The organism is Kitasatospora sp. NPDC092948, from assembly GCF_044754805.1.
GTDB lineage: Bacteria > Actinomycetota > Actinomycetes > Streptomycetales > Streptomycetaceae > Kitasatospora.
Map to the genome: position 1 here is coordinate 54,424 of NZ_JBIVPU010000003.1, position 22,019 is coordinate 76,442.

The following is a 22,019-nucleotide window of genomic DNA, read 5'->3' on the forward strand; positions in this document are numbered from 1 at the left end:
GGTCGCCCGCCGAACTCCCGGGCCGCGAAGGGCCGGGGTCGAACCACTGGGAAGGAAGCCCGTCCGCGTGAAGCCGCTCCGTCTCCGCCTGCTGCTCGGCATCTTCGCCGTCACGGGGCTGCTGTCCTGGGGCGGCGCCCGGCTGTGGGACTCCCTGGGCACGCTGCCCGGGGTGCCCGCGTACGCGCCGTTCGTGCTGGCGGCGATCGCCGTGGTGCTGCTGGCCGTGGCGCTCTCGCTGCGGTCCCGGCTGAAGGCGATCCGGGAACGGCGGCCGGACGCGAAGCGGGTCGATCCGCTGCACGCGGCGCGGGCGCTGGTACTCGGGCAGGCCAGTGCGCTGGTGTCGGCGGTGGTGACCGGGGTGTACGCGGGCGTCGGGGTGTTCCTGCTCGGCTCGTTGAACGTCGCGGCCCGCCGGGCGCAGGCCGGGACGGCGCTGTTCGCGGTGCTGGCCGGTGCGGCGGTGATCGCGGTGGCGCTGTGGCTGCAGCACATCTGCAAGCTTCCCGAGGACCACGACGACCCGGACCACCCGCGCGGAACGGCCGCCTCGTCGCGCTGAACGACCCCGCCGGATCCGCTCGCGCTGCGTGATGGTTCGGGTGCGGCCCGTGTTTCTGTCGGCGTGTCAAGGGCGGAATGGGGTGCGAGGCTGACAGGGCCGTGATCCGCACGCTAGTTTCTAGCCATGCCTCGCGGACGCCACCGTCATTCCTCCGTCCTGGGCCGGTCGCTGCCACCGGTCGCCTCCGGTGTGCTCGTGGTCGCGGCGGTGGCCGCGCTGGTGGCCAGTCCGGATCAGATCGTGGCCCGTTCGGTCGGCGTCGCCGCGGTGGTCGCGGTGGTCGGCCTGGCGCTGGTGCTGCGGCAGCGCGACCGGGCGGCCCGGACGGCGTCCGAGGTTGCCATGGAGCGCCGGCTGCGCGCCGAGGAACGCTACGAGGAGCAGATCGCCGAGGCCGAGTACGCGGCCGAGGTCGCCGAGGAGCGGGCCACCCGCTTCGGGCGGCGGCTGACCGCGGAGAAGTCCCGGCTGGCGAAGGCGGAGACGGAGATCGCCCGGCTGCTGCGCGAGCGCGCCGTGATGGTCGCCGAGCAGGCGCTGAAGGAGGCCGAGGCGGCCCGCCTGGCGCTGGAGGAGACCCGCCCCAAGAACCCGGCCACGCCGGCCGCGTTCGTCCGCGCACAGGCCGCGATGCGGCACCTGGAGCGGCAGGCGGCGGCCGCCGAGACGCGCCGTACGGTCGACGAGGCGCGTCGCACCGTCGACGAGCGGGCCCAGGTCGAGCTGCGGCCGCGGATGCCGGAGCCGGTGCCGGCCACCGGTTCGGCGGCGCTGCGCCCGGTCGGCCCGGCCCTGCCCGGTCCGCGCCCGCAGGACGGCGAGCAGGCGGCCCCGGCCGCCCCGCAGCGGCCGCGGGCGGCGGCGTTCAGCTTCTTCGGCCGGCCGGGCAGCGCCCGGGCCGCGCTGCGGGCGGCCGCGCCGGCCCCGGCGGTCGGCGACCTGGCGGACGTGGTGGGCGACGAGGCGGTGGCCGAGAACGAGCGCTACACCGTGGTGGACGCCGCTCCGGTGGACGCCGCGCAGCCCGCGCACCGCGCGGTGGAGCAGCCGCCGAGCCACCAGCACGCGGAGTCCGACACCGAGCCCGAGGTGGTCGACCTGACCCCGCACGACGAGACCGAGCTGCTGGAGCTGCCCGAGCTGCGGGCCGGCCGGTCCTGACGGCGCGAAAGGGCCCCCGCTCCCGGTGGAGCGGGGGCCCTTCCGCATGCGGGCGCAGGCTCAGACGTTGACGCCGAAGTCCTGGGCGATGCCGACCAGGCCGGAGGCGTAGCCCTGGCCGATGGCGCGGAACTTCCACTCGTCGCCGTTGCGGTACAGCTCGCCGAAGATCATCGCGGTCTCGGTGGCGGCGTCCTCGGACAGGTCGTAGCGGGCGATCTCGGCGCCGCCGGCCTGGTTGACCACCCGGATGTAGGCGTTGCGGACCTGGCCGAAGCTCTGGCCGCGGTTGGTGCCGTCGTAGATGGTCACCGGGAAGACGATCTTGGAGACCTCGGCGGGCAGCGCGGCCAGGTTGACGTTGATCGACTCGTCGTCGCCGTCGCCCTCGCCGGTGCGGTTGTCGCCGGTGTGGACGACGGTGTTGTCCGGGGTGCTGGAGTTGTTGAAGAAGACGAAGTGGCGGTCGGAGAAGACCTTGCCCCCGCCGTTCAGCACGATCGCGCTGGCGTCCAGGTCGAACTCGGTGCCGGTGGTGGTGCGCACGTCCCAGCCGAGGCCGACGGTGACCGAGGTCAGGCCGGGGGCCTCCTTGGTCAGCGAGACGTTGCCACCCTTGGTGAGGCTCACGGGCATGGTCTGTGGTGTCCCTTCGGTCGGTTTTGCCGAGAGAACGCGGGACGGACGGCCGTTGGTTCCACTGCTCGGTGGACGGACGGATTTCCTCCCCCGGCCGGCCCGGGCGTCCGACGCCGGGTCAGATCCTCGGGTACCGGCCCTGCACGGTCCAGATGTTCGGGTTGTCGGCCAGGTCCTCGTGCAGCTCGGTCAGGTCGGCCAGCACGTCCTGGAGGAAGTCCCGTGCCTCGCGGCGCAGCTCGGCGTGCCGGACGACCAGCGGCTCGTCGTCCGGCCGCCAGGTGGCGGTGATCTCCACCCAGCCGAACCGGCGGGCGAAGCGCAGCAGTTCGGTGTTCTGGGTGAAGTCGAGGTCCTCGGTGCGGACCCGGGCCTCCCGGCTGCCGCGCGGGTCCTCGTCCAGGCGTTCGACGATGTCGCACATCGCCCAGGCGAAGTCCAGCACCGGCACCCAGCCCCAGCGGGTCTCCATGCCGGTGCCGTCGTCGGACTCCAGGTAGACGTCCCCGGCGAACAGGTCGTGCCGCAGGGCGCGGACGGGCGCACTGCGGTAGTCGGTCTGCGGGGGGTCGGGGAAACGGTTGGACAGCGAGTAGCCGAGCTCGATCACGCCCGCCATTGTGCCGGGTTAACCAGGTGACGGGGGCCGCGGCCGGGCGGGATGATGGGCGGCATGACTGAGCCCGTGCGCGTACGGGGTTCGGTGGTCGTCCCCGACGCCGAGCTCGTCTGGCGCTTCTCCCGTTCCTCCGGCCCCGGCGGCCAGCACGTCAACACCTCGGACAGCAAGGTCGAGCTGCGCTGGGACATGGCGGCCTCCGACGCGCTGCCGCCGGTGTGGAAGGAGCGCGCCCTGGAGCGGCTGGCCTCCCGGCTGGTCGACGGGGTGCTGATCGTGCGCGCCTCCGAGCACCGCTCGCAGTGGCGCAACCGGGAGGTTGCGGCCGCCCGGCTGGCGTCGCTGCTCGGCGAGGCCACCGCGCCGCCGCCGAAGACCCGGCGGGCCACCAAGCCCAGCCGCGGCATGGTCGAGCGCCGGCTGGAGAACAAGCGGCACCGGGCCACGCTGAAGCAGGGCCGGGGCCGGGTCAGGCCGGAGTGACGCGCCCTCAGCCGAGTTGGCGGTAGCCGGCCCGGAAGTACAGCAGCGGTCGTCCGGCCGGGGCCGGGACCCGGGCGGCCAGGACGCGGCCGAGCACCAGGACGTGGTCGCCGGCCGGGATGCGCTGTTCGGTGCGGCACTCGACGGTGGCGAGCGCGCCGTCGATCAGCGGGGCGCCGGAGTGCGGGCCGCGCTGCCAGGCGGCGTCGGCGAACAGCAGGCGGTCGCTGAGCCGGCCCTTCATGGCGAACCGGGACGCCAGCGTGCGGTGCTCCTCGCCGAGCAGGGAGACCGCCCAGGTCTCGGCCCGGCCGAGCAGCTCGTCCATCCGGGAGTCCTCGCGCACCGAGATCAGCACCAGTGGCGGCTCCAGCGACACCGACAGGAACGAGGTGGCGGTCATGCCGGCGTCCTCGTCCTCCTCGGCGTCGTGCACGGTCACCAGCGAGACGCCCGCGGCCAGTTGGCCGAGGGCGGCGCGGAACTCCTCCGGAGTGGCGACGGTGTCCGCCAGGTGGGCCGGGGCTGCGGGGGTGGTGGGGGACTGCGGGGAGCTGTACACGTACCGCACGGTAGTCGCCGGGCGGGTGTGTCGGTATCGGGCCCTGGTCGTAGGCCGGGTCGGTCGCTGGGCCGAGTGCGCGGGCGGCGTGCCGCTGGAAGTCGCCCGGCGGGCGTCCTGGCGTTCCCTGCCGTTTCCGAATACGATCATCACTTCGTCATTATGTGATTTGAGTCACACTCATCGCCTATTGCTGACCGAGCGTGCCTATCGGAGTGCTCGCTGTGATTCAGTTCTTCTGGCAATCGGACGACAACCTTTCAAGAACTATCCGAAGCAGCCGGGGAGCCCCCGCATGGAAGCCGAGTCGGAGCCCTACGTCCGCCTCGCGACCCTCCGCACCTTGCACCGGGTCGTGGCGGACCTCAACGCTGCCCGGAGCCTGGCGGGAACCCTGCAGGCGGTCGTCGAGGGAGCGGTCCACGGGCTCGGATTCGACGCCGCGGCGGTCAGCCTGGTGCGGCCCGACGGCGACCTGGTGATCGCCGCCGTCTGGGAGATCGAGGAGAGCGCCTTCGGCGGCCCCGCCGTGCTGCTCGGCCAGGTCGGCTCCCGCGAGTCCTGGGACCGGATGCTCCAGGTCGCCGACCACTGGGGCACCCTGCGCTTCCTGCCGTACGACCGCGGCTGGGCGATCGCCACCGACATCCCCGCCTGGACCGGCGACGGCCCGCTGCCCGTCTACGACAACGACTGGCACCCCGCCGACGTCCTGCTCGCCCCCATGTACAGCGCCGGCGGCGACCTGCTCGGCATCCTCTCGGTGGACCGCCCGCGCAGCGGCAAACGCCCCGGCGCGTGGACCCGGGAGGCCCTGGAGATGTTCTCCCTCCAGGCCTCGATAGCCATCGGCAACGCCCGGCTGCGGTCCGAGATGCAGCGCGCCCTGGCCCGCCTGGAGAAGGAGCAGCAGGCCCTGCGGGCCAGCGAGGAATCCTTCCGGCAGGCCTTCGAGTACGCCCCCAGCGGCATGGCCATCACCGAACTGCACGGCGACGGCACCGGCCAGCTGACCCGCGTCAACGACGCCCTGTGCCGGCTGCTCGGCCGCCCCCGGGCCACCCTGCGGCAGCAGCGCTTCGTCGACCTGGTCCACCCCGACGACCTCCAGCTGCTGCTGCGCACCAGCGCCGAGGGCGGCCGGGCCGAACTGCGGCTGTCCCGCCGCGACGGCGGCTACCAGTGGGTGTGCCTGCGCAACTCGGTGGTCGCCGACGCCACCGAGGGCCCGAGCTTCCTGCTCACCCACGTCGAGGACATCGAGGACCGCAAGCGGCACGAGCTCCAGCTCGCCCACCGGGCCAGCCACGACGCCCTCACCGGCCTGCCCAACGGCGCCGAGCTGCGGGCCCGCCTCGCCCGCCGGCTCTGTTCCCGCCCCTCGCTGCCCGCCGCGGGCCTGCCCGGCCAGGCGCTGCCGCCGGGCGGCGCCCCGCCGTCCCACGCCGTCCAGGGCGCCCCGCCGTCGCCCGGGGGCTCCGTCACCCTGGCGCACGGCTACGCGCCCCCCGACGGCGCCCTGGAACGCGACCGGGAGGCCTACCCGGCGAACGACGGCCCCGGGCACCACGTGCACGCCGTGGTCCCCGCCGACCCGGCCGGCGGCGAGCTCTGGCACGGCCACCGCCGCCCGGGCTCCGACAAGGGCCTCGCCGTCCTCTACTGCGACCTGGACGGCTTCAAGCTGGTCAACGACCGCTACGGCCACAACGCGGGCGACGCGGTGCTGATCGAGATCGCCCGCCGGCTCCAGCAGGTCGTCCGGGAGGGCGACACGGTGGCCCGGATGAGCGGCGACGAGTTCGTGGTGCTGGCCGACAACATCGGCCGCGAGGAGGCCAAGGAGCTGGCCGGACGGCTGCGCAGCGCGATCCTGCCCCCGATGCGGATCGACAACCGGGCGGTGCGGGTCGGCGTCAGCCTGGGCATCGGCTGGGCCGGCTGCGGGATGAGCATCGACGAGGTGCTGCACTCCGCGGACGAGCGGATGTACGACGAGAAGCGCACCCGCGGCGGCGCGGCCCGGGGCGCGCGCGGCGAGCGCTCGCACCGCCGGGCGGGCTGAACCGCCTACACCGTGTTCGAGGACGGCAGGTAGGGTGCCCTGGGTACGAGAGCATCCAGTCCTGGGGAGTTGACCGTGACGACGGCCGGCAGCAACGGCGGCGCGCCCGACGGCGCGGACGAGGACGACCCGTTCGCGTACCTCTACCGTCCCGCCGAGGGCGAGCAGCCCGCGCCCGAGCGGCCCCGGACCGGCTACAGCCGTCCGATGGAGGTCGGCCGCGCCACCTACGGCGAGCGGCCCGCGTACCAGCCGGCCCCGCCGCCGGCCGGTCCCGGCCACCCGCAGGCCGCGCCCGGGCAGGAGACGGCCGCGCTGCCGCAGCAGCCCCGGTACGCCGAGCGCTCCCGGCCCCGTCCGGGCGAGGACCGGCCGGCCGGCCGCGGCAAGGCCGCCGTGATCGGCGCCGTGGCGGTGGTCGCCGCGATCGCCATCGGCGCGGGCGTGGCGCTGTCCACCGGCGACCCGGACGGCGGCAAGAACCAGTCCGCCCCCACGCACAGCCCGTCCGCCCCGGCGGCCCCCGAGAGCGCGGCCCCGTCCAGCGCCGCGCCCAGCCCGAGCGCCTTGAACGAGCCGATCACCGACGCGTCCGCGTTGCAGGCGCAGGGCGCGAGCCTCGACTCCGGGGTCAAGGGCGCGGTCTCCGCGGACGGCAAGTACCTGACGCTGCAGGGCGGTTCGACGTTCACCTGGACGGTCAACTGGGACACCCCGGGGCGGGTGAAGGTCTGGCTGCACTTCAGCAACACCGGCGCCGACCAGCCCGCCCAGGTCACCGTGAACGGCAAGGACCACCAGGGTGGGGTGACCCTCAGGAACTACTCGAAGAACCAGGGGCAGGACGGCACCCCGTCCTGGTTCAGCACCAACATATGGCCGGACCTGCAGTCCGGGCCCAACACCATCACCGTCACCCTGCCCGCCGGCGCGGGCACCGTGCTGCTGGACCAGGTCGCGGTGACGCCGTGGGCAGGGGTCGACACCTACCCCACCAAGTGACGGCCGCGACGGGGGGCGCCGGGCGTTCCCCGGCGCCCCCGTCGGCGTGTCAGCGGGTGGTGACCACCCGGGCCAGCTGTTCGACGGTGCGGGTCATCGCGTCGCGGGCGGCGGTGAGGTACTTGCGCGGGTCGGTGGCGGTGGGGTGGGCCGTCAGGTGGGCGCGGACGGCGGCGGTGTAGGCCAGGTTGAGGGCCGTGCCGATGTTGATCTTCACCATGCCGGCGGCGACGGCCGCGGCGAGCTGCGCGTCCGGGACGCCGGAGCTGCCGTGCAGGACCAGCGGGACGGGGACGGCGGCGGCCAGTTCGCCGATCAGGGCGAGGTCGAGGTCGGCGGTGCGCGAGGTCATCGCGTGCGAGGAGCCGACGGCGACGGCCAGCGCGTCGACGGCGGTGTCGGCGACGTAGCGGGCGGCCTCCGCCGGGTCGGTGCGGGCCCCGGGGGCGTGCGCGGACAGCGGCGGTTCGCCGTCCTTGCCGCCGACCCGGCCGAGTTCGGCCTCCAGGTGCAGGCCGTGGCGGTGCGCCCAGGCGGCGGCCTCGGCGGTGGCCTTGACGTTCTCGTCGTGCGGCAGCGCGGAGGCGTCGAACATCGCGGAGGAGAACCCGGCGGCGGGGGCCGCGCGCAGCAGGTCGAAGTCCTCGCAGTGGTCGAGGTGGAGCGAGACGGGGACGCGGGCGGCGGCGGCGATCTCCGCGCAGGCCCGGGCGATCGGCAGCAGGCGGCCGCCGCGGTAGGCGACGGCGTTCTGGCTGAGCTGGAGCACGACGGGCGTGCCGGCGGCTTCGGCGCCGGCGGCGATCGCTTCGGCGTGCTCCAGGGTGATGACGTTGAAGGCGGGCAGTCCGCGCCGTTCGGCGGCGGCGGAGGCGAGCAGGTCGGCGGTAGGGGCGAGCGGCAAGACGGGTCTCCCGGGTGGGGTGAGCAACGAGGCGCAGGTTCCGCTGCTCACCCCCGTGCGGACCCGCCCTTGCGGGCGGCGCCGGGTCAGGCCGGGGTGCCGGCCCTGGTGAAGCGGTCCGCGCCGACGATCCACTCGCCGCGGCGCATCACCGCGGCGAGCTCGTAGGTGTCGGAGTCGAGGACGACCAGGTCGGCGTTCTTGCCTGCCTCCAGGGTGCCGAGGGTGTCGGTCAGGCCCATCAGCCGGGCCGGGACGGTGGACAGCGAGGTGACGGCCTGGTTCAGCGACAGGCCGAGCACGGTGACGGCGCGCCGGAAGGCGACGTCCAGGGTGAGGGTGGAGCCGGCGATGGAGCCGCCCTCGACGAGGCGGGCGACGCCGTTCTCGACCCGGACCTGGAGCGGGCCGAGCGGGTACAGGCCGTCGCCCATGCCGGCCGCGCCCATCGCGTCGGTGATCAGCGCGACCCGCTCGGCGCCGGCCGTGCCGTAGGCGAGGTCGAGCACCGAGGGGTGCAGGTGGATGCCGTCGTTGATCAGCTCGACGGTGACCCGCTCGTCCTCCAGCAGGGCGACGATCGGGCCGGGGGCGCGGTGCTGGATGCCCGGCATCGCGTTGAACAGGTGGGTGGCGACGGTGGCTCCGGCGTCGATCGCCTCCAGGGTGATCGCGTAGTCGGAGTCGGTGTGGCCGACGGCGGCGATGATGCCCTGGTCGGCGAGCATCCGGACGGACTCCAGGCCACCGGGCAGCTCGGGGGCGAGGGTGAACATCTTCGCGTGGCCGCGGGCGGCGTCGGCGAGCTTGCGCACCAGCGCCGGGTCGGGGTCGCGCAGCAGGTCGGGCTGGTGGGCGCCGCACCGGTTGTGCGAGATGAACGGGCCCTCGAAGTGGATGCCGGCCAGCACGCCGTCCTCGACGAGTTCGGAGAGCACGGCCGCCTGGCGGCAGACCTCGTCGATCTCGCCGGTGACGGTGGAGGCCATCGTCGTGGTGGTGCCGTGCTCCAGGTGCGTGCGGGCGGCGGTGAGCGCCTCCTCGGCGACACCGGAGGCGTACGACGCGCCGCCGCCGCCGTGCACGTGCAGGTCGACGAAGCCGGGGACGACGGTGTACCCGGTCAGGTCGAGGTCGCCGGGGACGGCCCCGCCGGCGCCGAGGTCCGCGATGCGGGCCCCTTCGACGGTGAGCCGGCCGCCTTCGATCACCCCGTCGGGCAGGACCAGTCGGGCTCCGGCCAGTGCAGTTCGGTCCGCGGTCACGCGGTCACCTCCATGGAGAGCAGATCCCAGGCGAGCAAACCTGCGCCCAGGGACGCGGCGGTGTCTTTGAGCATGGCCGGGACGACCTTCGGGGGCATCTGGAAGGTCAGGCGCTCGGTCACCGCGGCGCGCAACGGCGTGAAGAGGGTGTCACCGGCTTCCGCCAGCCCGCCGCCGACGATCACCGTCGACGGGTCGAGCAGGCTCTGCGCCAGCACGATGCCGTCGGCGAGCGCGTCCACCGCGTTCTGCCAGACCGCGAGGGCGGCCGGGTCCCCGGCGTCGACGGCCACCGCGCAGGCGGCGGCGTCGGCGTCCGGGTCGCCGGTGGCTTCGGCCCAGGCCCGGGACACCGCGGAGGCGGAGGCCAGGGTCTCCAGGCAGCCGCGGGCGCCGCAGCCGCACTGCGGGCCGCCGGGGCGGACCACCACGTGCCCGATCTCACCGCCGTAGCCGTGCGCGCCGGCCTCGATGCCGCCGTGGATGCCGATCGCGCCGGCGATGCCGGTGCCGAGAGCGATGAACAGAAAACGGTCGACCCCGCGACCGGCCCCGATCCGGCCCTCGGCGAGCCCGCCGGAGCGGACGTCGTGGCCGAGGGCGACGGGGATGTTGCCGAGGCGCTCGCCGAGCAGCTTGCGCATCGGCAGGTCCCGCCAGCCGAGGTTGGCGGAGAAGACCGCGATCCCGTTCTTCTCGTCGATCGTTCCCGGCACGGCGACGCCTGCCGCGAGGGGAGCGGCACCGAACCGGGTGCGGCCCTCCTGCGCCAGGTCGGCGGCGAAGTCGAGGATGGTGGCGACGACGGCGTCGGTGCCGTGCTCCCGCCCGGTCGGTCGGCGTGCTTCGTACAGCACGGAGCCGTCCTGGGCGACCAGCGCGGCTTTCATGCCGGTGCCGCCTACATCGAGTGCGATGACGTGCTTCACGGGGGACAGTTTCCCTTGGCCAGGTCGAAGAGGTCTAGTCCAGTTGCTCGATTGGTCTGGTCCTGAGAGGTGAGGTTTGTCGCTCTTTGCCGACTCCTGGGGGTTTTCGGGGCCTTGGCGGAGGGTCAGGGAAGGATGATCGAGCGGGTCAGGTTGCGCGGCTCGTCCGGGTTCAGACCGCGGTGCGCGGCCACCGCGACGGCCAGCTTGTGCACCCGGACCAGGTCCGCCAGCGGGTCCAGGCCGCCCGCGCCGGAGTCGGCCACCAGCCGGCCGCCGACCGCCGCCACCTCGTCCGCCAGGCCGACCGGCAGCGCGCCGAAGGCCCAGGCGGCGCGGCCCGGGGCGGTGATAGAGATCGGGCCGTGCCGGTACTCCATCGCCGGGTACGCCTCGGTCCAGGCCAGCGCCGCCTCGCGCATCTTCAGCCCGGCCTCCTGCGCCAGGCCGTTGGTCCAGCCCGCGCCGAGGAAGGAGATCTGCTCCAGCTCGACCAGCTCCTGCGGCACCTCCCAGGCGACGGCGCGCCCGGCGTCCGCGGCGGCCTCGGCGACGGTGGCGACGCCCGCCGGTCGGGCCTCCTCCAGCTCCAGGTGGGCGCGGAGCAGGGCCAGCACGGTGGTGGCGAAGCGGGTCTGCACCACCGAGCGCTCGTCGGCGAAGCCCAGGTCGATCAGGTGGTCGGCGTCCTTCGCCACCGGCTGCTCGGGGCAGGCGGTGATCGCGGTGCTCGGCAGGTCGGTGTCGGCGAGCAGCCGCAGCACCTCGGTGGTGGTGCCGGAGCGGGTGATCGCCAGCACCCGGTCGTAGCGGCGGCCGTGCGGGAACTCGGAGGCGGCGAAGGCGTCGGTCTCGCCGTGGCCGCCGGACTCGCGCAGCGCGGCGTACGCCTGCGCCATGAACCACGAGGTGCCGCAGCCGACCACGGCCACCCGCTCGCCGCGCTGCGGCAGGCCGGCCGGGCCGCTCGCCGCCAGGGCCGCGGCGGTGCGCCAGTTCTCGGGCTGGGTGGCGATCTCCTCGCCGGTCAGGGACGGGTGCGGCATGGGTGCGGACTCCTTCGACTGGCGCGGACGCGTGCGCAAACCTGATTGTTTTATAGCCGTTTCGCGCATCACTGCGCAATGCATCGGCGGTGACCGGGTTGTGCGAAGCTGTCCCGACCGGCCGCGGGGGCGCGCGTCGGCGGGCGCGGAAGGAGCAGGACGGTGTCCAGGTACGAGCGGTGGAACGCGCTGCTGGAACTGCTGGCCGAGCACGGCAAATTGGACGTCGAGGAGGCGGCCGCGGCGCTGGACGTCTCGGCCGCGACCATCCGGCGCGACCTCGACCAGCTGGCCCGCCAGCAGATGGTCACCCGCACCCGGGGCGGCGCGGTGGCGCACAGCGTCTCGTACGACCTGCCGCTGCGCTACAAGACCGCCCGCAACGCCGACGCCAAGCAGCGCATCGGCGCCCTGGTGGCCGGCCTGGTCGCCCCCGGCGAGGTGGTCGGCCTGAACGGCGGCACCACCACCACCGAGGTGGCCCGCGCCCTCGCGGTCCGTCCCGACCTGGCCGAGCACCCCGAGCACGGCCAGAGCCTCACCGTGGTCACCAACGCCCTCAACATTGCCAACGAACTGACGGTCCGCCCGCAGGTGAAGATCGTGGTCACCGGCGGCGTCGCCCGCCCGCAGTCCTACGAGCTGATCGGCCCGCTGGCCGCCCAGGTGCTCGGCGAGCTCACCCTGGACACCGCGGTGCTGGGCGTGGACGCGATCGACGCCGAGCACGGCGCCACCGCCCACCACGAGGGCGAGGCGGCGGTCAACCGGCTGCTCGCCGAACGGGCCCGCCGGGTGGTGGTGGCCGCCGACTCCTCGAAGCTGGGCCACCGGGCCTTCGCCCGGATCTGCGACCTGGGCCGGGTGGACATCCTGGTCACCGACGACCAGGTCGCAGATCCGGTGGCGGCCGCCTTCCGGGATGCGGGAGTCACCGTTCTCACGGCGTGAATATCCCATTACCGGACAGTTTCTGACGTCACGTCATGCTGAGCGCGACGCGACCTGTCACTTCGATAACTTCCGCCACCACCGGTCTGGACCACCGGCCGAAACGCCTGCCAGGGTCACGCTGTCACCCACCTGAAGGCGGTCCGTTCCGTGAAGCGATCAGCGCTGCTCCCCCTGCCCATCGTCGGGTCCCTGCTGCTCACCGGCTGTGGAGCCCTGAGCGGGTCGGGGGGTGTCACGCTCAACCTGGTCGCCGCCGACTACGGAGACAACGAGACCAACTCCAGCTCGATCTACTGGAACGACCTGGCCCGCCGCTTCGAGGCCGCCAACTCCGACATCAAGATCAATGTCGACGTGGTCAGTTGGACCGACATCGACAAGCACATCGCCGACCTGATCGCCAAGGGGAAGACCCCCGACATCGCCCAGACCGGCGGCTACGCCGACCAGGTCGCCGCCGACCGCCTCTACCCCGCCGGCGAGGTGCTCTCCAACAGCACCCAGGTCAACCTGCTCGACTCCTTCGCCAAGGCCGGCCAGGTGGTCGGCAGCCAGTACGGCATCCCGTTCATCTCCTCCAGCCGGGTCTTCTTCTACAACAAGGAGATCTTCGCCAAAGTCGGCATCACCGCCCCGCCCGTCACCTGGGACGACCTGCGCCGCGACGCCGAACTGATCAAGTCCAAGGTGCCCGGCGTCACCCCGTACGGGCTGCCGCTCGGCCCCGAGGAGGCCCAGGGCGAGGCGATGATCTGGACCATGAGTGGCGGCGGCGGACTCTCCGACAACGCCGGCAACTACACCATCGACAGCCAGCCGAACCGGGCCACCTTCAGCTGGCTGCGCACCAACCTGGTCGACAAGCGCCTCACCTACGACGACCCGGCCAAGGTCGACCGCAAGACCGCCTTCAACGACTTCGCCACCGGCAAGGTCGCCATGCTCAACGGCCACCCCGGGCTGGTCAGCAAGTCCGTCGCCGGGAACATCCAGTACGGCACCTCCGCGATCCCGCGCAAGGACGCCGGCATCAAGCCCTCCACCCTGGGCGTCGCCGACTGGGTGATGGCGTTCAAGGCGAACGGGCACAAGGCGGAGATCAAGAAGTTCCTCAACTTCGTCTACACGAAGGAGAACACCCTCAAGTTCGACGAGCAGTACAACATGCTGCCCGTCACCCAGGACACCCTTGAGGACATGTCCGCCAACCCCGCCCACAAGGACCTCACCGAGTTCCTCAACGCGCTGCCGAACGCCAACTTCTACCCGCTCGGCGACCCGTCCTGGGAGAAGGTCTCCAGCCTGCTCAAGCAGCGCATAGGCGAGGCCGTCAAGCCCGGCTCCGACGATGTGCTCGGCGACCTGCAGACCGCCGCCGCGGCGGAGTCGTCCCGGGCCCGCAAGGGCTGACGGCCGCAGTCCGTAGCCTGGAGGCATGGCCGAACTGACCGACCGCGACCGGGCGGTACTCGAACTGGAAGCACGCGGGTGGCGGACCGCCGGCGCCAAGGAGCAGGCGATCCGGCAGGAGCTCGGCATCTCCGCCACCCGCTACTACCAACTGCTGGGCGCCCTGCTCGACCGGCCGGAGGCGCTCGCCCACGCCCCCGTCCTGGTCAACCGGCTGCGACGGGTGCGGCAGAACCGGCGCGACGCCCGGCAGTGACCGAACCGCGCCCGCCGGCGGCCCGCGCCGGGTAGCGTCGGGGCCATGGGAATTGCTGAGCAGATCACGTCCCAGGCAGGACGGGCCGGACTGGCGGGCCTGCTCGCCGACCCGCGCTCCGCGGTCGTGGGACTCGACTTCGACGGCACACTCGCCCCGATCGTCGCCGACCCGGCGCAGGCCCGCGCCCACCCCGGCGTCGTCACCGCCCTCACCGCCCTCGCCCCCCTGGTCGGCTCGGTCGTCATCGTCACCGGCCGGCCCGCCGCGACCGCCGCCGCCTACGGCGGCTTCGCCGCCACCCCCGGCCTGGAGCACCTCACCGTGCTCGGCCACTACGGCGCCGAACGCTGGGACGCGAGCACCGGGGCCGTCACCGCCGCGCCACCGCCGCCGGGGGTGGCCGCCGTCCGGGGCGAACTTCCGCTCCTTCTCGCCGAGTCGGCGGCCGCCGAGGGCATCTGGGTGGAGGACAAGGAACGCGCCCTCGCCGTGCACACCCGGCGCACGGCCGACCCCGACGGCGAACTGGCCCGCCTGCGCGCGCCGCTCGTCGAACTGGCCCGCCGCCACGGCCTGGTGGTCGAACCCGGCCGGATGGTCCTCGAACTACGGCCGCCCGGGGTCGACAAGGGCGTCGCCCTTCACAGGTTCCTGGCGGAACGCGACGCCGGGCCGGTGCTGTTCGCCGGCGACGACCTCGGCGACCTCGCCGCCTACGAGGAGGTCTCCCGGCGGCGGAAGCAGGGCCGCCCCGGCCTCCTCGTCTGCAGCGGCCCCGTCACCGGCGAGCCCCCCGTCCGCGAACTCGCCGACCGCGCCGACCTGGTGGTCGCGGGGCCGGCGGGGGTGGTGGACCTGCTCGACGAGCTGGCGCACATGCTGAGGTGAGCTGCGAGGGTGCGCCAACAGGGGCGTGCGCTCCCCGATTCCCCTACAGCGCCTGCAACTGGTCCAGGAACCACTGCTGCGGCGGCAGCGCCGTCGCCGCCGCCGCGAGGCGCTTGGTGCGGTCGGCGCGTTCGGCCGGGGGCATGGCGAGGGCCTCGGCCAGAGCCTCGGCGGTGGCGACGACGTCGAAGGGGTTGACGGTGATCGCGTCGTCGGCGAGCTCCGCGTGGGCGCCGGCCTCGCGGGAGAGGACCAGGGCGCAGCCGTGGTCGGAGACGACGGGGACTTCCTTGGCGACCAGGTTCATGCCGTCACGGACGGGGTTGACGAGGGCGACGTCGGCGAGCCGGTACGCGGCGAGGGAGCGCGGGAAGTCGTCGTCGACGTGCAGGATGAGCGGCTGCCAGTCGGCGGTGGCGAATTCGGCGTTGATCTCCTCGGCGATCCGTCGCACCGCCGCGGTGTACTCGCGGTACTCGACGAGGTCGGTGCGCGAGGGGTAGGCGAAGGCGATGTGGACGACCCGGTCGAGCCACTCGGGGCGGGTGCGCAGCAGGTGCCGGTAGGCGAGCAGGCCGCGGACGATGTTCTTGCTGAGTTCGGTGCGGTCGACCCGGACGACGGTGCGCCGGTCGCCGACGGCTGCGCGCAGCGCGGCGAGGCGTTCGTCGACGTCGGGCCGGTGGGCGCGTTCGCGCAGGAACTCGGCGTCGGCGCCGAGGCCGTGGACGCCGAGCCGGGTGGTGCGGCCGGCGTGCAGGACGGTGAGGGCGTCGCGGTCGACGCGCGCGCCGAGGACGCTCTCGCAGCAGTCGGCGAAGGCGAGGGCCCAGCGGCGGGTGAGGAAGGCGGCGCGGTCGGCGCCGAGGATGCCTTCGAGGACCTCGGCGGCGATGTCGTCGGGCAGCAGCCGGTAGTAGTCGGGCGGGGCCCAGGGGGTGTGCGAGAAGTGGCCGATGCGCAGGTCGGGGCGGAGCGCGCGGAGCAGCGCGGGGGCCAGCGACAGGTGGTAGTCCTGCACCAGGACGGCGGCGCCGGGGGCGGCTTCGGCGGCGAGGGCCTCGGCGAAGGCGGCGTTGTAGTCGCGGTAGGCGGCCCATTCGGTGCGGAAGTCGGCGTCGAAGGCGGGCCTGGTGGGGATGTCGTACAGCAGGTGGTGGACGAACCACAGGGTGGAGTTGGCGACGCCGTTGTAGGCGCGGGCGAAGGTCTCCGGGTCGATGTCGAGCATCCGGACGGCCTGTCCGCCGACGTCGTGGCCGGCCCGGTCGAGGCGGCCGTCGGGGGCCTGCCGGGCGGCGGTGCGGTCGGCGTCGGAGAGGGCGGCGCAGACCCAGACGGCGTTCGGGTCGTCGATCGCGGAGAGCCCGGAGACCAGGCCGCCGCCGCCTCTGCGGAGGCTCAGCGTGCCGTCGTCCTCCGTGCGGAAGGACACCGGACCGCGGTTGGAGGCCACCAGGATCGGGGCGGCTCCGGACTGCGTGGGGCGTTCGGACGCGTGATCGGCCATACAGCCAACCTTGCCGGGTGACCGGTGGACCAAACCACCCGGCACGGTCCGCGCCGGGTGAACAGTGCGGGCGGCGGTCAGCGGTTGCGGTACTCGGGGACGGTGATCATCGGGGGGCGTTCGGCGGCCGGGACGGCGTGGGTGCGGGGGGTGAAGCCGTCGGTGGTGCGGGTGTACTGGGTGAGCAGCGGGCGGACCAGGTCGGGGTCGGCCTTGAGCCGGTGGGTGCGGTCGAGGCGTTCCAGCGCGGTGCGGTAGATGGTGGCGGCCATCCGGCCCAGCGCCTGGCCGTCCTGGTGGCGGTGGTGCCGGACGCCGACGTCGACCTGGGCCAGCGCGTCCAGTCCGACCAGTTCCAACGAGTCGACCAGCAGGCCGAGTTCGACGCCGTAGCCGGTCGGGAAGGGCAGCTGCTCCAGCAGGCTGCGGCGGGCCGCGTACTCGCCGCCGAGCGGCTGGACGAAGCCGGCCAGTTGCGGCCAGTGCAGGTTGAGCAGCGGGCGGGCGACCAGTTCGGTGACCCGGCCGCCGCCGGCCGGGACGACGGCGCCGTCGGCCTCGAACGGGCGGTCGTACATGGCTTTGACCAGGTGCAGGGCGGGGTCGGTGAGCAGCGGGCCGACGATGCCGGAGACGAACGCCGGGTCGAATTCGCGCAGGTCGGCGTCGATGTAGCAGACGATCGCGCCGCTGCTGGCGAGCAGCGAGCGCCACAGCACCTCGCCCTTGCCGGGGGCGGCGGGCAGCCGGGGCAGGATGGTGTCCCGGTGCACCACCCGGGCGCCGGCGGCGGTCGCGGCGGCGGCGGTGCCGTCCACCGAGCCGGAGTCGACGACCAGCAGCTCGTCGACCAGCGGGACGCGCTCCATCAGCTCGGTGCGGATCGTGGTGACGATCTCGCCGACGGTGGGCTCCTCGTCGAGGGCGGGCAGCACGACGCTGACGGTGCCGGCCGGCCCGGCGGCGCGCTTGGCGGCGAGCAGCCGGTCGAGCGGTCGGTCGGCGGCCGTCCAGGATCGACGGCGCAGCCAGTCGGCCACTTCCGGCAGAACCCCGGGCTCGGGCTGCTCGGACAAGATCTCGCTCCCTGTCTCGGTCCGTCTCGGGTGTCGGACGGGGGGGTTGGACGGCACAGGCCTTCGGTTACAGTCTTCGTACTGCGCTCGGGCCTTCGCACGTCGGGGTCGCTCGCAGCGTACGACCACAACTTCACAGAGCTCATCCAGAGGGACTGAGGGAACGGCCCGTTGAAGTCCCGGCAACCCTCCCGCGCGGCCTTGCAGGCCCGGCGGGACAGGTGCCAATTCCGGCCCGGGCGCGACCGCGACCCGGGGAAGATGAGGAGAAAGGGCCTCGCCACCATGGCTGTTGACACCCCCGCACCCGCACCCGCCGCCGTCGACCTCGGTCCGGCCACCGCGCTGTCCTGTCGCGAGTGCGGCACCCGCTTCCCGCTCGGCCCGAGCTTCGCCTGCCTGGAGTGTTTCGGCCCGCTGGAGATCGCCTACGACTACGCCGGCTACGACGCCGAGGAGCTGCGCAAGCGGATCGAGGCCGGCCCGGCGTCGATCTGGCGCTACGCCCCGCTGCTGCCGGTGCCCGCCGACGTCGCGGGCAAGCCGAACCTGAACCCGGGCTGGACCCCGCTGGTGAAGGCCGACAACCTGGGCCGCGAGCTGGGCTTCACCGCGCAGCTGCACATCAAGGACGACTCCGGGAACCCCACCCATTCCTTCAAGGACCGGGTGGTGGCCTGCGCGATCGAGGCGGCCCGCGCGTTCGACTTCACCACGCTGTCCTGCTCGTCCACCGGCAACCTGGCGGGCGCGGTGGGCGCCGCCGCGGCCCGGGCCGGCTTCAAGTCCTGCGTGTTCATCCCGCACGACCTGGAGCAGGGCAAGGTCGTGATGGCCGGTGTGTACGGCGGCGAGCTGGTCGGCATCGACGGCAACTACGACGACGTGAACCGGTTCTGCTCGGAGCTGATCGGCGACCCGGCCGGCGAGGGCTGGGGTTTCGTCAACGTCAACCTGCGGCCGTACTACGGCGAGGGCTCCAAGACCCTGGCGTTCGAGATCTGCGAGCAGCTCGGCTGGCGGCTGCCCGAGCAGATCGTCATCCCGATCGCCTCCGGCTCCCAGCTCACCAAGATCGACAAGGGCCTGCAGGAGCTGATCAAGCTCGGCCTGGTCGAGGACCGCCCGTACAAGATCTTCGGCGCCCAGGCCGAGGGCTGCTCCCCGGTCTCCGCCGCCTTCAAGGCCGGCCGCGACGTGATCAAGCCGGTCAAGCCGGACACCATCGCGAAGTCGCTGGCGATCGGCAACCCGGCCGACGGCCCGTACGTCCTCGACATCGCCCGCCGCACCGGCGGCGCCGTCGAGGACGTCACCGACGCCCAGGTGGTCGAGGCGATCAAGCTGCTGGCCCGCACCGAGGGCATCTTCGCCGAGACGGCCGGCGGCGTCACCGTCGGCGTGCTGAAGAAGCTGGTCGAGACCGGGCAGCTCGACCCGAGCAAGGAGACCGTCGCGATCAACACCGGTGACGGCCTGAAGACCCTCGACGCGGTCGCCGACTCCGGCATGACCGCCGTGATCCGCCCGACGCTGGAGTCCTTCCGCGCCGCCGGCCTCGTCTCCGCCTGAACCCCCACACGTTTTCGAGGAGTAGATCCATGAGCGCCACCGTCCGCATCCCCACCATCCTGCGCACCTACACCGGCGGCTCCGCCGAGGTCACCGCCGAGGGCGCCACCCTGTCCGCCGTCGTCGCGGACCTGGAGGCCAACCACCCCGGCATCGCCGCCCGCCTGCTGGACGACACCGGCAAGCTGCGCCGCTTCGTCAACGTGTACGTCAACGACGACGACGTGCGCTTCGCCGACGGCCTGGAGACCGAGATCAAGGACGGCGCCTCGGTGTCGATCATTCCGGCGGTGGCCGGCGGCTGCTGACGCCGCCCCCGCGCATTCGCCCTGCCGCCGTCGGACCCCGGAATTCGATTTCCGAGCGGTCCGGCGGCGGCTTCGCACATCGGTGCCGGGGTCTGTTCCCGAGCGCGGGCAGCCGTGATTCCGGCCCGGCGGGTCGCTGGAATTCCGGGACCGGTGGAGGAGTAGAGTGCCGGTGGAGCCGTTCCCCGCCAAAGCCCGCTCCAATCCTCGTTTTTCCCGCACCGCAACCTCGCGCAGGCCCCGTCCCGTCCCGCGCTCTGAGACATGCGCCGGACCGCTCACCGCCCGATCTGTCAGGCCGCCGTCAGAATTCTTCCGGCGATTTGCGGTGACACGTCCGTTATGTCCGGTGGCAATTGTCGCGCCTCATACCTTTCGCCCTGTCATATCCCCTACGGGGTACGGACTTTCCGCAAAATTGGGGCCTGTTGCAGAGGGCGCATATCCGGATACATTCAGCCGCGACAGAGGCTGCGCCGTGCGGGGGGGAGTCCCCACAGGCCGGTCTTCCAGACCTCCGGGTCCGCGTCCTGCGGATCTCTGAAGGGCCAGCACAGCACAAGGGGAGTTCGGAATGGCTCAGGGCACCGTCAAGTGGTTCAACGCCGAGAAGGGCTACGGCTTCATCGCGGTCGACGGTGGAGCGGACGTGTTCGTCCACTACAGCGCGATCCAGATGGACGGCTACCGCACCCTGGAAGAGGGCCAGCGGGTCGAGTTCGAGATCTCGCAGGGTCAGAAGGGTCCGCAGGCCGACATGGTCCGCGCCGCCGGCGCCTGACGGCCCGGCAGACCGCACATACGACAGGTGCGACCGGCAGGCCCGGTCCCGGCGCGACGCGTCCGGGGCCGGGCCTGCCGGCGTTCCGCGGCCGGGCTGCGGGTTTCCCGGGAGGGTCGTCGGGCATGCTGTCGGGCACGCCGAATGGGCTTGCACTCGGCACCCCCGAGTGCTAATCATTGGCGTTAGCACTCACAGCGTGAGAGTGACAACGGACCGGGCCGGTGAGGCCCCGGAAGCGACGGGGACATGACCCGCGTTCTCCTGGGCCGTCCGTCGCGGGCACCCCCTTGGTCCGAGCAGTCGACCGTGTCCCGGAGGACCACTTCTAATGGCCAAGATCATCGCCTTTGACGAGGAAGCCCGCCGCGGCCTTGAGCGTGGCATGAACCAGCTTGCCGACGCCGTGAAGGTCACGCTCGGCCCCAAGGGTCGCAACGTCGTTCTGGAGAAGAAGTGGGGCGCCCCCACCATCACCAACGACGGTGTCTCCATCGCCAAGGAGATCGAGCTCGAGGACCCGTACGAGAAGATCGGCGCCGAGCTCGTCAAGGAGGTCGCCAAGAAGACCGACGACGTCGCGGGTGACGGCACCACCACCGCCACCGTGCTGGCCCAGGCGCTCGTCCGCGAGGGTCTGCGCAACGTCGCCGCCGGCGCCAACCCGATGGCCCTGAAGCGCGGCATCGAGAAGGCCGTCACCGCCGTCTCCGACCAGCTGCTGGCGCAGGCCAAGGACGTGGAGACCAAGGAGCAGATCGCCTCCACCGCCTCCATCTCCGCCGCCGACACCCAGATCGGCGAGCTCATCGCCGAGGCCATGGACAAGGTCGGCAAGGAAGGCGTCATCACCGTCGAGGAGAGCAACACCTTCGGCCTGGAGCTCGAGCTCACCGAGGGCATGCGCTTCGACAAGGGCTACATCTCCGCCTACTTCGCCACCGACCTGGAGCGCATGGAGGCGAGCTTCGAGGACCCGTACATCCTCATCGCCAACTCCAAGATCTCCTCGGTCAAGGACCTCCTCCCGCTGCTGGAGAAGGTCATGCAGAGCGGCAAGCCGCTCGTCATCATCGCCGAGGACGTCGAGGGCGAGGCCCTGTCGACCCTGGTCGTGAACAAGATCCGCGGCACCTTCAAGTCCGTCGCCGTCAAGGCCCCGGGCTTCGGCGACCGCCGCAAGGCCATGCTCGGCGACATCGCCATCCTCACCGGCGGCACCGTGATCTCCGAGGAGGTCGGTCTCAAGCTGGAGAACGCCGGCCTGGACCTGCTGGGCACCGCCCGCAAGGTCGTCATCACCAAGGACGAGACCACCATCGTCGACGGCGGCGGCGAGAGCGACCAGGTTGCCGGTCGCGTCAACCAGATCCGCGCCGAGATCGAGAACTCCGACTCGGACTACGACCGCGAGAAGCTCCAGGAGCGCCTCGCCAAGCTGGCCGGCGGCGTGGCCGTCATCAAGGCCGGCGCGGCCACCGAGGTCGAGCTCAAGGAGCGCAAGCACCGCATCGAGGACGCGGTGCGCAACGCCAAGGCCGCCGTCGAGGAGGGCATCGTCGCCGGTGGCGGCGTCGCCCTGCTGCAGGCCGGTGTCGCGTTCGACAAGCTGGAGCTGGACGGCGACGAGGCCACCGGCGCCAACATCGTCCGCGTGGCCCTGGAGGCCCCGATCAAGCAGATCGCGACCAACGCCGGCCTCGAGGGCGGCGTCGTGGTCGAGAAGGTCCGCAACCTGCCCGCCGGCCACGGCCTGAACGCCGCGACCAACGAGTACGTCGACCTGATCGCCTCCGGCATCATCGACCCCGCCAAGGTCACCCGCTCCGCCCTGCAGAACGCCGCCTCCATCGCGGCGCTGTTCCTCACCACCGAGGCCGTCATCGCCGACAAGCCGGAGAAGGCCGCTGCGGCCGCCGGCGGCGGCATGCCGGGCGGTGACATGGACTTCTGATCCGACCTCACCGGTTGGTTCGGTCAGTCTCACGCCGTGAGGGCGGTCTCCTTCGGGAGGCCGC

At 72.8% G+C, this 22,019-nt stretch carries 22 protein-coding genes and 1 riboswitch; of the genes, 13 read left to right on the plus strand and 9 right to left on the minus strand.

Going from position 1 to position 22,019, the window contains the following annotated elements; genetic code table 11:
- Positions 1 to 67 precede the first annotated feature (67 nt).
- Both ACIQF6_RS09790 and ACIQF6_RS09795 read left to right on the plus strand, forming a co-directional pair.
- The gene (locus ACIQF6_RS09790) at positions 68 to 565 is read left to right on the plus strand and encodes a DUF3180 domain-containing protein (protein WP_400892359.1); all 498 of its coding nucleotides are present in this window, start codon (positions 68 to 70) and stop codon (positions 563 to 565) included.
- Positions 566 to 691: 126 nt separating this feature from the next.
- Positions 692 to 1,729, plus strand: coding sequence for a hypothetical protein (locus ACIQF6_RS09795; RefSeq protein WP_400892361.1), 1,038 nt, complete (start codon positions 692 to 694; stop codon positions 1,727 to 1,729).
- A 60-nt stretch (positions 1,730 to 1,789) separates the two neighbouring features.
- Here the strand turns inward: ACIQF6_RS09795 and ACIQF6_RS09800 are convergent, their stop codons facing one another.
- On the minus strand, positions 1,790 to 2,365 hold the full coding sequence (locus tag ACIQF6_RS09800) for a TerD family protein (protein ID WP_400892364.1): 576 nt from the start codon (positions 2,363 to 2,365) through the stop codon (positions 1,790 to 1,792).
- A 121-nt stretch (positions 2,366 to 2,486) separates the two neighbouring features.
- Entirely contained in the window at positions 2,487 to 2,978 is a 492-nt protein-coding gene (locus tag ACIQF6_RS09805; RefSeq protein WP_400892366.1) for a hypothetical protein, read from the minus strand.
- A 63-nt stretch (positions 2,979 to 3,041) separates the two neighbouring features.
- On the opposite strand from ACIQF6_RS09805, the gene arfB reads away from it, so the two are divergent.
- The gene (arfB, locus tag ACIQF6_RS09810; RefSeq protein WP_400892368.1) at positions 3,042 to 3,470 is read left to right on the plus strand and encodes an alternative ribosome rescue aminoacyl-tRNA hydrolase ArfB; all 429 of its coding nucleotides are present in this window, start codon (positions 3,042 to 3,044) and stop codon (positions 3,468 to 3,470) included.
- 7 nt (positions 3,471 to 3,477) lie between these two features.
- On the opposite strand, the gene ACIQF6_RS09815 is transcribed toward arfB, so the two are convergent.
- Positions 3,478 to 3,984 (minus strand): flavin reductase family protein, encoded by a 507-nt coding sequence (locus ACIQF6_RS09815; protein ID WP_400893869.1) that lies wholly within the window; start codon positions 3,982 to 3,984, stop codon positions 3,478 to 3,480.
- A 343-nt stretch (positions 3,985 to 4,327) separates the two neighbouring features.
- Between ACIQF6_RS09815 and ACIQF6_RS09820 the strand changes: the two genes are divergently transcribed.
- Both ACIQF6_RS09820 and ACIQF6_RS09825 read left to right on the plus strand, forming a co-directional pair.
- Positions 4,328 to 6,097 carry a diguanylate cyclase domain-containing protein gene (locus tag ACIQF6_RS09820; protein WP_400892370.1) on the plus strand — a complete coding sequence of 590 codons (1,770 nt, stop codon included), beginning with the start codon at positions 4,328 to 4,330 and terminating at the stop codon, positions 6,095 to 6,097.
- A 75-nt stretch (positions 6,098 to 6,172) separates the two neighbouring features.
- Positions 6,173 to 7,099 (plus strand): hypothetical protein, encoded by a 927-nt coding sequence (locus ACIQF6_RS09825; protein ID WP_400892373.1) that lies wholly within the window; start codon positions 6,173 to 6,175, stop codon positions 7,097 to 7,099.
- 49 nt (positions 7,100 to 7,148) lie between these two features.
- On the opposite strand, the gene ACIQF6_RS09830 is transcribed toward ACIQF6_RS09825, so the two are convergent.
- The 4 genes from ACIQF6_RS09830 to ACIQF6_RS09845 all read right to left on the minus strand — a co-directional run bounded on the left by ACIQF6_RS09830 (position 7,149) and on the right by ACIQF6_RS09845 (position 11,243).
- Complete coding sequence (locus ACIQF6_RS09830) at positions 7,149 to 8,003, minus strand: ketose-bisphosphate aldolase (protein ID WP_400892376.1); 855 nt, start codon at positions 8,001 to 8,003, stop codon at positions 7,149 to 7,151.
- A gap of 86 nt (positions 8,004 to 8,089) precedes the next feature.
- Entirely contained in the window at positions 8,090 to 9,268 is a 1,179-nt protein-coding gene (gene nagA / locus ACIQF6_RS09835; protein ID WP_400892379.1) for an N-acetylglucosamine-6-phosphate deacetylase, read from the minus strand.
- On the minus strand, positions 9,265 to 10,197 hold the full coding sequence (locus ACIQF6_RS09840; protein ID WP_400892382.1) for an ROK family protein: 933 nt from the start codon (positions 10,195 to 10,197) through the stop codon (positions 9,265 to 9,267). The genes nagA and ACIQF6_RS09840 overlap by 4 nt, the downstream gene beginning before the upstream one ends.
- 125 nt (positions 10,198 to 10,322) lie before the next feature.
- The gene (locus ACIQF6_RS09845; protein ID WP_400892384.1) at positions 10,323 to 11,243 is read right to left on the minus strand and encodes an SIS domain-containing protein; all 921 of its coding nucleotides are present in this window, start codon (positions 11,241 to 11,243) and stop codon (positions 10,323 to 10,325) included.
- A gap of 162 nt (positions 11,244 to 11,405) precedes the next feature.
- Here ACIQF6_RS09845 and ACIQF6_RS09850 point away from each other — a divergent pair, with 162 nt between their 5' ends.
- The 4 genes from ACIQF6_RS09850 to otsB all read left to right on the plus strand — a co-directional run bounded on the left by ACIQF6_RS09850 (position 11,406) and on the right by otsB (position 14,754).
- Positions 11,406 to 12,194: a DeoR/GlpR family DNA-binding transcription regulator gene (locus tag ACIQF6_RS09850; protein ID WP_400892387.1), complete on the plus strand. Its 789-nt coding sequence runs from the start codon at positions 11,406 to 11,408 to the stop codon at positions 12,192 to 12,194.
- A gap of 150 nt (positions 12,195 to 12,344) precedes the next feature.
- The gene (locus ACIQF6_RS09855) at positions 12,345 to 13,607 is read left to right on the plus strand and encodes an extracellular solute-binding protein (RefSeq protein ID WP_400892389.1); all 1,263 of its coding nucleotides are present in this window, start codon (positions 12,345 to 12,347) and stop codon (positions 13,605 to 13,607) included.
- A gap of 25 nt (positions 13,608 to 13,632) precedes the next feature.
- Positions 13,633 to 13,863, plus strand: a complete 231-nt coding sequence (locus ACIQF6_RS09860) for a DUF3263 domain-containing protein (protein WP_400892392.1) — start codon at positions 13,633 to 13,635, stop codon at positions 13,861 to 13,863.
- 45 nt (positions 13,864 to 13,908) lie between these two features.
- The gene (otsB, locus tag ACIQF6_RS09865) at positions 13,909 to 14,754 is read left to right on the plus strand and encodes a trehalose-phosphatase (protein WP_400892394.1); all 846 of its coding nucleotides are present in this window, start codon (positions 13,909 to 13,911) and stop codon (positions 14,752 to 14,754) included.
- Positions 14,755 to 14,797: 43 nt separating this feature from the next.
- Here otsB and ACIQF6_RS09870 read toward each other — a convergent pair whose 3' ends face one another.
- Together ACIQF6_RS09870 and ACIQF6_RS09875 are read right to left on the minus strand one after the other, a co-directional pair.
- Positions 14,798 to 16,264: a trehalose-6-phosphate synthase gene (locus tag ACIQF6_RS09870; RefSeq protein WP_400892396.1), complete on the minus strand. Its 1,467-nt coding sequence runs from the start codon at positions 16,262 to 16,264 to the stop codon at positions 14,798 to 14,800.
- Between the two features lie 77 nt (positions 16,265 to 16,341).
- Positions 16,342 to 17,340 (minus strand): glucosyl-3-phosphoglycerate synthase, encoded by a 999-nt coding sequence (locus tag ACIQF6_RS09875; RefSeq protein ID WP_400892399.1) that lies wholly within the window; start codon positions 17,338 to 17,340, stop codon positions 16,342 to 16,344.
- A 139-nt stretch (positions 17,341 to 17,479) separates the two neighbouring features.
- A riboswitch (SAM riboswitch) is annotated at positions 17,480 to 17,608 on the plus strand.
- Between the two features lie 17 nt (positions 17,609 to 17,625).
- Here ACIQF6_RS09875 and thrC point away from each other — a divergent pair.
- The 4 genes from thrC (at position 17,626) to groL (ending at position 21,955) form a co-directional block, all read left to right on the plus strand.
- Positions 17,626 to 18,912 (plus strand): threonine synthase, encoded by a 1,287-nt coding sequence (gene thrC, locus ACIQF6_RS09880; RefSeq protein ID WP_400892401.1) that lies wholly within the window; start codon positions 17,626 to 17,628, stop codon positions 18,910 to 18,912.
- Between the two features lie 29 nt (positions 18,913 to 18,941).
- The gene (locus tag ACIQF6_RS09885) at positions 18,942 to 19,220 is read left to right on the plus strand and encodes a ubiquitin-like small modifier protein 1 (protein ID WP_400892403.1); all 279 of its coding nucleotides are present in this window, start codon (positions 18,942 to 18,944) and stop codon (positions 19,218 to 19,220) included.
- 574 nt (positions 19,221 to 19,794) lie between these two features.
- The gene (locus tag ACIQF6_RS09890) at positions 19,795 to 20,001 is read left to right on the plus strand and encodes a cold-shock protein (RefSeq protein WP_014137493.1); all 207 of its coding nucleotides are present in this window, start codon (positions 19,795 to 19,797) and stop codon (positions 19,999 to 20,001) included.
- Between the two features lie 331 nt (positions 20,002 to 20,332).
- Positions 20,333 to 21,955, plus strand: a complete 1,623-nt coding sequence (groL, locus tag ACIQF6_RS09895) for a chaperonin GroEL (RefSeq protein ID WP_400892406.1) — start codon at positions 20,333 to 20,335, stop codon at positions 21,953 to 21,955.
- Positions 21,956 to 22,019: the final 64 nt, after the last annotated feature.

Coding starts and splice junctions, on each gene's coding strand:
- ACIQF6_RS09795 (WP_400892361.1), top strand. CDS start 692: ATGCCTCGCGGACGCCACCGTCATTCCTCCGTCCTGGGCCGGTCGCTG.
- ACIQF6_RS09800 (WP_400892364.1), bottom strand. CDS start 2,365: ATGCCCGTGAGCCTCACCAAGGGTGGCAACGTCTCGCTGACCAAGGAG.
- arfB (WP_400892368.1), top strand. CDS start 3,042: ATGACTGAGCCCGTGCGCGTACGGGGTTCGGTGGTCGTCCCCGACGCC.
- ACIQF6_RS09820 (WP_400892370.1), top strand. CDS start 4,328: ATGGAAGCCGAGTCGGAGCCCTACGTCCGCCTCGCGACCCTCCGCACC.
- ACIQF6_RS09845 (WP_400892384.1), bottom strand. CDS start 11,243: ATGCCGCACCCGTCCCTGACCGGCGAGGAGATCGCCACCCAGCCCGAG.
- ACIQF6_RS09860 (WP_400892392.1), top strand. CDS start 13,633: ATGGCCGAACTGACCGACCGCGACCGGGCGGTACTCGAACTGGAAGCA.
- otsB (WP_400892394.1), top strand. CDS start 13,909: ATGGGAATTGCTGAGCAGATCACGTCCCAGGCAGGACGGGCCGGACTG.
- ACIQF6_RS09870 (WP_400892396.1), bottom strand. CDS start 16,264: ATGGCCGATCACGCGTCCGAACGCCCCACGCAGTCCGGAGCCGCCCCG.
- thrC (WP_400892401.1), top strand. CDS start 17,626: ATGGCTGTTGACACCCCCGCACCCGCACCCGCCGCCGTCGACCTCGGT.
- ACIQF6_RS09885 (WP_400892403.1), top strand. CDS start 18,942: ATGAGCGCCACCGTCCGCATCCCCACCATCCTGCGCACCTACACCGGC.
- ACIQF6_RS09890 (WP_014137493.1), top strand. CDS start 19,795: ATGGCTCAGGGCACCGTCAAGTGGTTCAACGCCGAGAAGGGCTACGGC.
- groL (WP_400892406.1), top strand. CDS start 20,333: ATGGCCAAGATCATCGCCTTTGACGAGGAAGCCCGCCGCGGCCTTGAG.